At 47.0% G+C, this 12,897-nt stretch carries 7 protein-coding genes; 2 read left to right on the top strand and 5 right to left on the bottom strand.

Going from position 1 to position 12,897, the window contains the following annotated elements; genetic code table 11:
* The first annotated feature begins 135 nt into the window (after positions 1-135).
* Positions 136-1,008: a phosphorothioated DNA-binding restriction endonuclease gene (locus KGP16_RS03225; protein WP_223498847.1), complete on the top strand. Its 873-nt coding sequence runs from the start codon at positions 136-138 to the stop codon at positions 1,006-1,008.
* Here KGP16_RS03225 and KGP16_RS03220 read toward each other — a convergent pair.
* From KGP16_RS03220 to KGP16_RS03200, 5 genes are all read right to left on the bottom strand, one after another.
* A complete protein-coding gene (locus KGP16_RS03220) occupies positions 954-2,294 on the bottom strand; it encodes an McrC family protein (protein WP_223500826.1) in 1,341 nt (446 codons plus the stop codon). The genes KGP16_RS03225 and KGP16_RS03220 overlap by 55 nt on opposite strands.
* On the bottom strand, positions 2,287-4,362 hold the full coding sequence (locus tag KGP16_RS03215; protein WP_223500825.1) for an McrB family protein: 2,076 nt from the start codon (positions 4,360-4,362) through the stop codon (positions 2,287-2,289). Before KGP16_RS03215 ends, KGP16_RS03220 begins: the two co-directional genes overlap by 8 nt.
* Before the next feature lie 64 nt (positions 4,363-4,426).
* Entirely contained in the window at positions 4,427-7,675 is a 3,249-nt protein-coding gene (locus KGP16_RS03210) for a type I restriction endonuclease subunit R (RefSeq protein ID WP_223500824.1), read from the bottom strand.
* Positions 7,672-9,024: a restriction endonuclease subunit S gene (locus tag KGP16_RS03205; protein WP_223500823.1), complete on the bottom strand. Its 1,353-nt coding sequence runs from the start codon at positions 9,022-9,024 to the stop codon at positions 7,672-7,674. Before KGP16_RS03205 ends, KGP16_RS03210 begins: the two co-directional genes overlap by 4 nt.
* Complete coding sequence (locus KGP16_RS03200) at positions 9,024-11,387, bottom strand: class I SAM-dependent DNA methyltransferase (protein WP_223500822.1); 2,364 nt, start codon at positions 11,385-11,387, stop codon at positions 9,024-9,026. The genes KGP16_RS03205 and KGP16_RS03200 overlap by 1 nt, the downstream gene beginning before the upstream one ends.
* A gap of 262 nt (positions 11,388-11,649) precedes the next feature.
* Here KGP16_RS03200 and KGP16_RS03195 point away from each other — a divergent pair, with 262 nt between their 5' ends.
* Positions 11,650-12,891 carry a hypothetical protein gene (locus KGP16_RS03195; RefSeq protein ID WP_223500820.1) on the top strand — a complete coding sequence of 414 codons (1,242 nt, stop codon included), beginning with the start codon at positions 11,650-11,652 and terminating at the stop codon, positions 12,889-12,891.
* The last annotated feature ends 6 nt before the right edge of the window (positions 12,892-12,897 follow it).

Here is a 12,897-nt window from a genome sequence, read left to right as displayed (position 1 = left end):
CAAGACTCCCGCTGACCTTGTAAGAAAGCCAGTAAGGTAGGGAGTGAGTGGCTGATGCTTGCCTAGAAACTATTGAATCCCTTTCGTTTTGCGAGCATGATCGCAATCACTTTCGCCGCCCGCCAGGATGCACCGATGAAAACCAGCCAGGAACTGCAAACCGCCATATCTAATCTGACCTTATGGCGCAAAGGCGATCAACGTGCACCACATAAGCCACTATTGCTGCTGTATGTGCTCTCCCAATATCAGCAAGGGCACGAGCGGCTGTTCAATTACGGCGAAGAAATCCACGGCCCCTTGCTGGCATTACTCAATAGCTTCGGCCCACAACGGCGTGACCATTACCCCACCATGCCGTTTTGGCGTTTACGCGGCGACGGATTCTGGGAATTACAGAATGCAGAGCTTTGCAGCCCGCAGAAAGGCAGCAAAGAGCCACCTAAGCGGGAAATTATCGAACATGGCGTTAGCGGCGGCTTCGACAAAGAAAGTTATCAGCTGCTACGCAGCCAACCCGCTCTGATAGACAAGCTTGCACAGCAAATTCTCTGTGAGCATTTCCCTGACAGCGTTCAGGAGCTGATAGCCAACCGCCTGGACTTTCAGCTTGATGGAATACGTAAAGCACGCGACCCAGCATTCCGGCAAACGATATTGCGTGCCTATAACTACCAATGCGCGGTGTGTGGCTACAACCTGCAACACGACACTACGCCCGTTGGCTTGGAGGCCGCGCATATCAAATGGAAGCAACACGGCGGCCCCTGCACCGTGACCAACGGATTAGCGCTGTGCTCATTGCACCACTCCGCATTCGATATGGGAGCCATCGGGCTTGATGACAGCATGAAACTGCTGGTTTCTGCAGGCGTGAACGGTACCCATATGATCGAGCAATTGTTCTGGGACTTTGCTGGGAAGACGATTCGGTTGCCAAAGATCGCCGACCATTATCCTTTGGATAAGTTTGTGGAGTGGCATCGGGGGCAGGTGTTTAAGGGGTGAGGTGCAACAGAGATATCATGTGCCCACATCATTCTCTGACCTCGCTTTGCCGTTATCCGATAAGGAACAACCCATAATTTCAACGTATCCGAGAAGGCAAAATGCTGAGCTATTGGCCGGTTAAAATCGTCATGTTCCGGATAGATCAGGTACATATCACCAACTCCTGCGAGATATTTTTGGCCGTAGGCGAACATTTGATAGAAGTCGGCCTGCGACAATCCATACATTGATTGCGGTTGTGAACGGCTATTAATCAGCTTCCATTTAGTATCCAATACCATCCTGGTTTTAATTGGGTAACGGGATTGGATCAATAGATCCGGGCGCAGCTTAAAGCAATCCTGTTCCCCATGTTTCACCAATGAATAGGTTGCTGCCTGCGATTTCAATTTGAGATTTTGCGGCAGCTCATCGGCAAGGGTTTGTGCGACAAAAGACTCAAACACCGCCTCCATCGGGAACAATAGCGACAACGCTTTGGTCTCCCCTTGTAGGGCGCTCGGGTTCATCCCGCTCAGTATCAATTGCGCCCATGCCAGTGGTTCATGGTAATGCGCCATACCGCGATCCAAGCGCAAACTCGCTATATCACTTTCGACATCTCGGCTAAGCGGGGTGCCATCAAAAGCAAAACGTAGCTCTTGCAGCCAACGCTGATTATCGGATGATAACTTCAAACTAGATAACTTATGTAACGCCGAGTGCAGCAGCCTGTTGGCCGAGCAGTCGGGTAAGTAATCATCATAATTGACGCAAAATTTATGGCGGTTCACTACGTTATGGCGTAACTGGGCCGAGAGCATCAGCTTGCCTTTCATAAAGGGCAAATTGCCGTGCTCATTCACATAGTCAGAGCGTAAACCTTGTTTTAATAATTGGCTCACGCTGTACAAAAACTGGTTGATAAATATCTCAAGCAACGGCATTCGCTGTGCCTGGACTGTTGCCTGCTGGGTTTGAATATGCCGAAAGCCCGACAGATGGCTCAGCATGATCAACAGCGTTTCCCGCGCACGTTCACGCGTGAGGTTTTTACCAACCTTGGGCAAAATTTCAATCTGTAAACCGTGGGGTGTATACAGCATCCCCGCGTAATTCTGCACCTTCAGCAGCTTACAACCGGCACGAGAGGTGAGTTTAATAAATTGGCTCCCCTGTTCGCTGGTCAGGCTAAGGGATTCAAGATAATCAAATGCTTCCTGCGGGATAAGGGTTGCGCCAGCCGAAATGGCCTTGCCAACCCCCAACAGATCATATTCAAAAACCGAGATCACCTCACCCATGCAGTGCTACCTGCGCATTAAGGATGGCTTGTTGCGGTTGATAAATCGCACGGTAAGCCAGTGGCTTATTCCAAACCTCTTGATCAAAGGCGGTTAGTTCATATACCGTCGACTGCTGATCGTGACGCCGTAAGGCATGATTGCTGCCAAAAAGCGTATCCAGATCGTCAGTTTTCTCAATCACAAACTGCAGGTCATCATCTTGCTTTTGGTTGTCTGCCAACACCAGTCTGATCTTGTTCCAGTCATCAAAGAAATACTCCTGTAACAGTGGAACGATCTTTTTCTGGAAGGCAGCCTTAAGCTGTTTAAACGCTACCTCCTCATCACCGGCCTCGAGTGCCTTTTTTACCGGCATAAAAAACGCATGCCCTAACGTATGCTCGCGATCGTAAAGCGCTTCAATGCGGCTATTGAGTTTTTCCAATAATGGCTCGAGCTCAATGCCTTTGACCTTGGCACCGCTCAACAAAGAGAGATCTGGCATCATCTCGACAAAGTCAAAGCGACGGCGCAACGCCGTGTCCATCAGCGCAAGCGAGCGATCTGCGGTATTCATTGCACCGATAATATCGACATTGCTGGGAACGCTGAATGCCTCACCGCTATACGACAATTGCAGGCTCATCGCATTTTCCATGCCCGCACGCTTGTCTACTTCGATAAGCGAGATCAGCTCACCAAAGATCTTGGAGATGTTGCCACGGTTGATCTCATCAATAAAAATGGCATAACGATGCTCAGGATCGGCATTCGCACGCTGACACAGGCGCATGAAGATACCAGGCTCGATAGGGTAAGAGATATTCCCACTTTCATCGGCACGAGCCCGCATACCTTCAATAAACTCTTCATAGCCATAAGACTGATGGAAAGTGACTACGGCAAATCGCTGAATAGACTCAGCCGTTTTAGGGCCGTGCTTCAACTCGGCATAAAGAGAAAGTAATTCATCCACTTGTTCTAACTGTGACTCCACCAAGACCCACTCACTATCCGCAGTTTTATCGAATATTGCAGGCTCACGGCGGCCTTTATACGCCACCGTGGTGGATCCCGGCACGGTAAAGGATTGCAGCGTCGCCCAGGCAGTTTGCGAAAAGTTACTGCTGCGGCCATTCAATAGCGCTTTACGTTGGAACCACTGATGTTCGGTCAATTGGCGGACTTTGGCTCGCTTATTGAGATCCAGCAATACCAACGCGATCACCTGCATCCAGTTCAAAGACTCAAGGCGAGAATCCAACCAGGCATCAAAATCGGCTGGCGCGGCCTGAACGGTGTATTCCTTCATTTTCTGCTGCAAAGTGAAGGTTTTTCCAGTGCCTGGCGGGCCAAAGTAGATCATATTCACTGGCAAGCGCTGAGCGAACTGAACGCTCACCGATGTATTATCCACGGCGGCGGTATCGCTAACGGCCTTCTCCTGTTTTTCCTCGTTATCGCGTTCGCGAAGCAATTCATAGAGATGCCAAATCGCCATGTTCACGTAATAAGGGTCTGCATCTGGCAGTTTCGCATTGATGGCCCGTTTCAATTCATGGTTTTTTTGCAGCCAACTGCCGTCAAGAGATAGGCCAAGGTTGAACTGTTCATTCAGGAACGTGGCCGCTCTGGAAAAAGCATTCCCATCCACGGTGCTGGTACAGATTTCTGGAGAAAATGCCGCAAAGACACGGTTTCTCAAACTCCAATACATACGTTTGAGTTGCCCGGTCTCCTTGGCTTGTTGTAACGCTGCCCCCACATATTGGTAAGTTTGCTCGTCCGGTTGGCGATAAATTCGCTCGGTCAAATCTCTTAGCAGCGGCAGGCTCTGTTGGAATTCCGCCAGAGACGGTACCCCCTGGCGGATACTGGCGATGCCGTTACTACGCTCATACCACAGCCGTTTAACCAGCTCATCGGTTTCAGGCTCGGTAAACGTCAGGGTTTGTTGGAGCAACAGCGTAAATTCACGATATCGCTGATCCCACCTAGAATCGGTATAATTTTTGTACTCCGCCAGAGCGTTAATCAATTCACCAAGTGGCAGCTTGCCTGCTTCAACACTAGCAACGATATCCATCACGATGTTTCCTTTGCTGTTGCATGGGGTAATGTTTGAGTTTTGCGATGTTGCATTATTAGCTTCACCCGCCTTTCAGCATATCAAACACCACGCGGGCGAACCCTTTGGCAAGTTCCGGGTTAGACAGATACTGCATCATCATCTCATGCTGAGCTTCGTTACTGTCCATGACCGCATCATCAATCGCTTTCGGGAAGTCACCTAGCATCGCCTGTTCGCGGGTATTGTTGGCAATCTGCGTCATGACGGTTTGGTTTTCAGAGAGCTTGTCACGTACCGCAAACGCATAGTTGACCATGTCTTTATCGGTAAGATTGTCCGTAATAAACAGCTCATTCAAACGCTCTAAAATATGCGATAAGAAAACCTCTTTCTTATCTTTCGGCTTAGCCGTACCCACGTCATTACCCGGCTCAAGTTGATAATCCGCCGCGTCTTCTTGCAGCTTGATATGTTGTTCCCGAATTCTCGATAACCGGTAGTGGCTCATCACGACGTTATCTAAATCCACATCGTCTTCCTGCACGTTCTTTTCTTGCAACAGCGGCCTGAGATGGCGGGCATACAGGCTAAGTTTCTCCAGGTCCCGATCTTCATACTCGACGATCTGCGACATAAATTCGTAGAACCGAACAAAGCTACCCAAGTCTTTTTTGAAGATTTCTAAGCGATCTTTCTCTTTTTTACACTCTTTAAACGTATTCTCAGCATTGGCGATTAACACCGCATCCTGCGTTTTTTTGGTGCGTTCAAAGATTTCTTTAGCTTGAATATAGGCTTCAATGGCAGAAAGATAGCGCTTTTCCCAGCGCTCTTTTGCCGGTTTGCAGATGTTGCTGATAGCGGCGTTGGACTTGTTTTTGGTAAAGAAAGCGGTGCAGAACTGCTCAACTTCGCTCCATGTAAAGATGCCACTGGACCGGAGTTTTTCGAACAGATCGAACACCAGATTAGGGTCGGTCACGTCCATCAGTTCGGCGGTCTGATAATACGGCTGGAAGGCTTGCAGGATGTCATCAGGCTGGTTATAAAAATCGAGGATGAAAGTGCCGCATTCCACCTTACCGGGATAAACACGGTTCAAACGTGAAAGCGTCTGCACACATTCAACCCCGCCTAAGGGTTTATCTACATACATGGCGCACAGCTTGGGCTGATCAAAACCGGTTTGGAATTTGTTGGCAACCAGCATCACCTGATAATCATCGCTGTCGAAGGCTTTACGCATATCGCGGCCTTTTAGCCCCGGATTCATATTGATTTCGGTGAACTTGTGGTTCAGCAATGCCAGGCTGTCTGGATCCTTATCGTTAAACTCCACCTCGCCAGAAAACGCGACCATGGCATTGATATGCTGATAGTTATTCTCAATGATGTATTTGTCGAAAGCCAACTTGTAACGCACGGCCTCTTTACGCGAACTGGTCACCACCATCGCCTTGGCCTGCCCACCAAGCAGGTGCACGACGTGGTTCTTGTAGTGCTCCACAATCACCTTCACCTTCTGTGAAATGTTGTAATCGTGCAGACGCACCCACTGGCTCAACTTGATTTTTGCTTTGGAGCTATCGACTTCTTTGTCGGCAGCCTCCATCTTTTGCACCAGCTTATAGGCCACCTGATAAGTGGTGTAATTCTTTAGCACATCCAGAATAAAGCCTTCTTCGATCGCCTGACGCATGGAGTACACATGGAAGGCCTCCGGCTTGTTGGTCTTTGACGCCGGTTCATCAGGCTTGGGCAAACGGCCAAACAACTCCAAGGTTTTTGGTTTTGGCGTGGCGGTAAACGCATAGTAGTTCAGGTTACTGCTACCGCGCCGGGCAGCCATGGTGGCATTGATGGCATCTTCAGAAGTCAGCACCGTATCGTCGTCTGTCTCTTCCAGCATCAGCACTTCTTTTAACTGACGAGCGGTAGAACCACTTTGCGATGAGTGAGCCTCATCGGCGATTACTGCGTATTTGCGCAGTTTCAAGCTGACACTGTTTTCAATCGCTTTTAGCACAAACGGGAAGGTCTGGATGGTGACGATGATAATCGGTTGCGAATTTTCCAGCGCGGCAGCGAGTTTTTCTGATTTTGAGCCGTCGCCTTCTTTATTATTGATACGCCCCACCACGCCGTCGGCATGTTCAAACTGATAGATAGTGTCTTGCAGCTGATCGTCGAGTACCGTGCGGTCGGTAACGACAATCACCGAATGGAACTGCTTTTCGCCGTTGGCATCATACAGCGTAGAGAGTTGGTGGGCAGTCCAGGCAATCGAGTTGGATTTACCAGAGCCAGCGCTGTGTTGGATCAGGTATTTATTGCCAGCGCCCTCTTCAACTGTGGCACCAATCAGTTTACGCACCACGTCCCATTGATGATAACGCGGGAAGATCAGCGTTTCTTTCTTGGTTTTCAGCCCGTTCCAGTCTTCTTTTTCTTCGATTTGCAGATGAACGTAGCTGCCTAAAATATTCAACAGGTTGCTGGGCAGTAACACCTCATTCCACAGATAATCGGTGGCATAACGGTTTTGATCGTCGGGAATGTCGTTACCCGCCCCGCCTTCTTTGGTGCCTTTGTTAAACGGCAGGAAGAAGGTTTCGTCCCCTGCCAGTTTGGTTGCCATAAACACTTCATATTGGCTAACGGCAAAGTGCACCAGCGCACCACGTTTAAAGCTAAGCAACGGCTCCGGCTTTTTGGTAATTGGGTCTTTCGGCAAACGGGTTCTTTTATACTGCTTGATGGCGTTTTGCACCGCCTGCTTGAACTCGGATTTCAGCTCCAGCGTAGCGACCGGCAAGCCGTTGACGAACAGCACCAGGTCAATGCGCCAACTTTTGGCTTTGCTGCCGGTTGCGGCAAAGTGCTCCGCATTGGCATAAGGGCTGTAAACCAGTTCCGGTACAATGCGGCAGATATTCTGCTGGTAACGCGCCAGCGTTTCAGGGTTTAGCTCGTGCTCGGGTTTAAACTGACATAGGGAGAAACGCGCATTGCGGATTTTTAACCCGTGGCGTAATACGCCCAAAGTGCCATAGGTGCGCGACAGGACATCGGTGGCATTCACATCAGCTTTTTTAAGCTGGGCTACCAACGTATCCAGAAAATAGCGCTCGGTGTCGTTAGGGTAAACCTTGGCAAACTTCTCCCATTCCTTTGGTTGGCTGACTTGTACAAAAGCCAGTGCATCCAACGTATACAGAGCACGTTCACGATCGTAGCCGTCTGATTTGCCGACAATCCAACCATTTTTCACCATCTGATCGATCATTTCATTTTGAAAGATCAGCTCCTTGGTTGTGTCTGTGCTCATGCCGTCGCCTCCTGTGGCTCCTGGTTCACTTCTGTGTCGCTGGTGGGGGCTACCCAGTTGCGTACGTCGATTTTGCCGGTGACGGCGGCGGAGATTAGGGCGGTACGGCGTTCTTGTAACAAAGAAACCTGCACAAATGCCTTATCAATTAAATCACTATAATTCTCCGTCAAGCGTCCGATATAACTCAATATTTCATTAAGTTCATTTCTTGGAGGAACTGGTATATATATAGATTCAATACCCTCACTGGATATATTTGGTTGATTCGTAATAGTCATGTTATTCGAAAATTGAGCTAAAAAAGGTGATGACTGAGTCGAAATCAATATGTAACCAGATATATCTTCTTGCTCGACAAACATAAACCCGACCCTTTGGTTAACAAGAGGAGCACTTTCATTATCAAGCAAAGTCACTTTAATCCCACCAGCAATGACAGGCCTAGTCATTGCGAATATCAATGAACCTTTGGGAGCAAGATACTCTTTATGAAGCAATGAGAAACTATAAGGTAAAAAGGAGGAATCTCCCCATTCAAAACAGAGATGAGAAACATTGGATATTTTAATGACTGGATAGCCTTCCTCTGTAAAGTCGCTACTTTTAAAAGCAAATCCGCCAATTACTTTCCCGAAGTGCTTTAACCGTTTTATTTCCCAATGCTCAGGTATCTCATCCAACCACTCAACACCGGAATCTTTCATTGGCACATCAGGATTTAACCCTTTGGTGACCGCATGACTAATCACTGCCTGACGCTTTTCTTTAAGCAGTTCAATCAGTTGCTGTTGTTTCTTGATTAGATTATCGATTTTTGTGATTTCGTGTTCTAAGAAGGTAGATATCTGAGATTGTTCTACAATGCTCGGTAATTTAAAGTACAAATTTTCGACTTGCTCAGCAGAGACAGCCTCAAAAGTACTACCTGTCGCAATTGCATCCAGCTGATATTTATAAGAGGGCAAAACCCACCATAGATAAGATGAGTTAATGTATGAGGAACTACAAATACTGCATAGTCCTCGACCTATTCCATACTCTTTATCAGCTATATTTAAAGCACCAACGGGAGCCCTAACTGAAAATAACAACTCTCCAGCCCTAGCTACTTTTCTAGGTATTGGGCAATATTGTTTTTCTTTCGGATTTACCCTGCCAAACTCAGCATTACCCTGTAAAAAAGCAACCCCATGGCCATCTAAGTTACAATCTTCTGAATTAGGTGACTGCCCCATATTAATATTTGCAACAAGTTTTAAGCGAACTGCTGACCATTCACTAGGCATCTCCCCCAACCATTCAACCCCAGAATCTTTATACTCTGGATAGCTTTGATATCTACTCATTATGAATGTACCTCTTGCAGCAGCTTCATAATCTCAGCACTAACCGCATCCAGATCCGCATCAATATCTTTGAGGTCACGCGGCGGCTGGTAAACGTAAAAATGGCGGTTAAATGGGATTTCATAGCCCACAACACCAATTTCACCGTCTTTGGCATCGCGTTTGTCGGCATTGATCCACGCATCGGCGACGTGCGGCCTTACCTCACTCTCAAAGTAGCTTTCAATCAACATACTGGTCGCTACGCTAGGGTCTAGCGGCACATTTTCGTTATCACGCAGCTCGCCGTCTTGCTCAAACTCCACCACTTTGCCCTTATATTCAAACGCGCCATACAGCGGTTGAGCCGCCTCTTTCAGCACCTTCTTCACCACCGGCTCTGCGTCTGGATTTTTAGTGGTAATGGCATCGATAAACTGCTTTTTCTCTTTGGCATCCAGCTTCACATCGGCGGCTTTCATTGCACCTTTCAAAGTGAGGTCAAACTGGTTAAAGTCGTTACTTACCAGCTCCTTTCCGCCGGCTTTGCTGCCAAAAGCGGTTTGAATTTGCTGAGCGTTTGCCATCAATGTACGTTGGGCCAGCCACAGTTTCTTATCAAGCAGATCTTTGATTTGCTTCTCTTTCAGATCGGGGAATTCGGCTTTGATAACCGCGCGGGCCTCGACTTCAATCGCGCTGAAGTCAGCGTAATTAGCGTTATCCCACTGTGAGCCAAACTCTTCATACAAACGTTCCATCGGGGCAGCAAACGGCTTCGTTGCAAAACGTAGTGAGGCAATAGCCTCATCGGTGATTTGCGCAGACAAGCGCAACGGGCGTTCGATAGTCAAGCGGCGATAGCCAAAATCTGTGCTGTTAAAGATCTTGCTAGCGAAGGTTTTCGGCGCTTCGGTTTTGCTGGTCGCAGACTGGCGACCACGGTTGGATTTCTGCTCTGGGGCTTTCTCCAGGCCCAGTTCATCCAACGGGGTCGGAGCCACAACCTTAAAGGCACCGAAGGTTTGGGTGATAAGCTTGATATCTTCTTCACCCATGATATTGCGCTTCGAGCCCAGTGACTTACGCATTTTACCGCACAGGTTGGTGCCATCAATCAGCTGCACTTTGCCTTTACGATCGGTGGTTTTGTTATTGGACAAAATCCACACGTAGGTAGCAATGCCGGTGTTATAGAACATATCGGTCGGCAGTGCGACGATGCCTTCCAACAAATCAGACTCTAAAATATGGCGGCGGATTTCGCTTTCACCACTGCCCGCACCGCCGGTAAATAGTGGGGAACCGTTGAGGATAATACCGATACGCCCACCATCATTCACCGAACCATCCGCATTGCGGATATCGCGCATTTTGCTAATCAGGTGTAACAAGAACAGCAACGAACCATCGGAGACGCGTGGCAGCCCTGGGCCAAAGCGTCCAGCAAAGCCTTTTACGCTGTGCTCGTTGTTGATCTCAGTATCAATCTTTTTCCAATCCACGCCGAACGGTGGGTTAGACAGCATGTAGTCAAACTTCTCAGTCGGTAGCTGGTCGTTAGACAGGGTATTTCCCAGCTTGATGCGACTGACATCTTGGCCTTTGATCAGCATGTCCGCTTTACAGATGGCGTATGACTCTGGGTTTAGCTCTTGGCCGAAAGCACGCATCACCGCATTTGGGTTCAACTCATGCACATACTCCATGCCTGAGGAAAGAAAACCACCGGTTCCTGCTGTAGGGTCGTAGATGGTACGAATGATGCCGTCTTTGCTAAGCACTTCATCGTCCTTCATAAACACCAATGAAGTGGTCAAACGCACAATATCGCGTGGGGTAAAGTGCTCCCCCGCAGTCTCATTCGAGCTTTCTGCAAAGCGGCGGATCAGTTCTTCAAACACCAAGCCCATTTCGTGGTTAGACACGGCGGCAGGGCTAAGATCGGTAGTGGCAAACTTCTTTACTACCTTGAACAGCAGGTTGGCATCGTTCAATTGGCCAACAAACTCATAAAACTTAAAGTGCTCAAAGATCTCACGAGCATCCTTCGAGAAACACTGAACGTAGTTCTCCAGGTTGTCCTTAATGCCGTTCTGCCCCATCTTGCTGAGATCCATCGATGAGGTATTGAAGAACGCCAAATCATTGGTCGCACGCAGAATAAGCTTTTCTTGTGCCTCCTCCGGCAGGTTCATGGCTTTGACTTTTTCAGCCTGGGCCACCACCGCATCTTTACTCTCACTTAACACACACTCCAGGCGGCGTAACAGCGTGAAGGGCAGGATCACACGGCCATACTGGGATTGTTTGAAGTCGCCACGAAGCAGATCGGCCACCGACCAGATGAAGGCAGCAGTTTGAGAGAAGTTGGTGTCAGCCATAGAAGACCCTAGAAAGATGTACAAAAAGTTGCGGAGATTATACACGAATCAATAAGGCTTGCTGTGACATCGGTGCGGATTAATTCAGGCCTCTAACGCGATGCCCCTAACAAGTTTAGGCTGACAGGTATTCTATTAGCACTAGTGATTAGCTGAGTAATTATAAAAAGTAGCAACAAAAAAAATAAATTGAATTTACAGATTATTTGTTGCATACACTAAAAATAATTTACCGAGCACATTCAGAAAAGGAATTCATCCCATGAATAACTCAACACCAAAAATGCTAAATAAGAAATTTATCATATCCGTTATCACCTCATCTGCGTTCATTACAGGTTTAACTCTTGCAATCATATGGCTTTACCTGTCAAATATCGATAGGTTAGATATCTTTCATGATGCGGCAAGTGTCAAGTCAATCATGGGGATCATCTTAGGGTTTGCTATCTTTTCAATATTGGGCTTCAGCATTTTTTTATTTGTTTCATCCTTGATGCTAATCATCACTTTCTCAAACTACGAAAAAGATATTAAAAAATATGACGGAATCGCCCATAACTTCGCTTCCGTTGGCATTCTTAACAGTTTATCATCGTGCCTATTATTAATGATATCTTTCTCGATTCATTATTTCTTCGATTGGAGTGGTTATCTAACAAGCGCATTATTCTTGCTAACTTCAACAGCATTCAGTTTTTGGTTAACAAATAAGAAAATTTTGAAATCAGAAAAATATCTTTCACAAGATAACAGCGAAGAAGAGAGCATTCTTAAGAAAACACCCACAAAAATAATGATGCCATTTTTACTGCTTACTCCGGCAATTGTGCAAATCCTTCCGCTATCATTTTTACTGAAACAATTAGAGTTTACCGAAGGCAGTAACGATTTCGTACAGCTAGCTTTAATTACTATGTTAAGCCTCATGTTTTCCATGCTAAGTATGTTACCAGGGGTAATCTATATTAATGAAAAGAAGAATGGTGAGATGCTACGTAGCATTAGCGTAATTTTAATCTCCATACCGACAACCCTGGTGGTTTTATCACTACTTGTTCGCCCAATACCTAATATGATTATAAATATGACCATGAATCTATCGGGCATCAGTGACTGGCGTACGCACCATTTCTATATCGACAACCAAACCCACCATCATACTATGTTTAATGGTGTATTATGGAATACTAGATACTACCCAGACATGCCCAGTCGTTTCTTTATCACTGGCGTAAACATTTTCACTTTAGGTGACATTCAGCTAATTTGCCCAACTAAAATAACTAACGCTAGAACGGAAAGCCTAAAGCTAACTCTTGATGACATGAATGAATACGATAGAAAAATAAAGCAATTGAAAACTGTTGCTATGGAATGCATTCCATTCAATAAAAACGACATCCATACTTGGGATTCACCAATCTCAGACCCCATATATTACGAAAAAATTAAAACCGCCAATGATAGTTCGATGCTAAAAATGCTCCACTCCCTGAAGTAACCCTTT

This window comes from Serratia sp. JSRIV006 (assembly GCF_019968685.1).
GTDB classification, from domain to species: Bacteria; Pseudomonadota; Gammaproteobacteria; order Enterobacterales; family Enterobacteriaceae; genus Chania; species Chania fonticola_B.
The sequence above is the reverse complement of the archived record's forward strand: the minus strand, read 5'-3'. Positions and strand labels throughout refer to the sequence as shown.

Excerpts from the sequence above, each read along its gene's own strand:
- KGP16_RS03195 (WP_223500820.1), top strand. The coding sequence starts at position 11,650 with ATGAATAACTCAACACCAAAAATGCTAAATAAGAAATTTATCATATCC.
- KGP16_RS03215 (WP_223500825.1), bottom strand. The coding sequence starts at position 4,362 with ATGGATATCGTTGCTAGTGTTGAAGCAGGCAAGCTGCCACTTGGTGAA.
- KGP16_RS03225 (WP_223498847.1), top strand. The coding sequence starts at position 136 with ATGAAAACCAGCCAGGAACTGCAAACCGCCATATCTAATCTGACCTTA.
- KGP16_RS03205 (WP_223500823.1), bottom strand. The coding sequence starts at position 9,024 with ATGAGTAGATATCAAAGCTATCCAGAGTATAAAGATTCTGGGGTTGAA.
- KGP16_RS03220 (WP_223500826.1), bottom strand. The coding sequence starts at position 2,294 with ATGGGTGAGGTGATCTCGGTTTTTGAATATGATCTGTTGGGGGTTGGC.
- KGP16_RS03200 (WP_223500822.1), bottom strand. The coding sequence starts at position 11,387 with ATGGCTGACACCAACTTCTCTCAAACTGCTGCCTTCATCTGGTCGGTG.
- KGP16_RS03210 (WP_223500824.1), bottom strand. The coding sequence starts at position 7,675 with ATGAGCACAGACACAACCAAGGAGCTGATCTTTCAAAATGAAATGATC.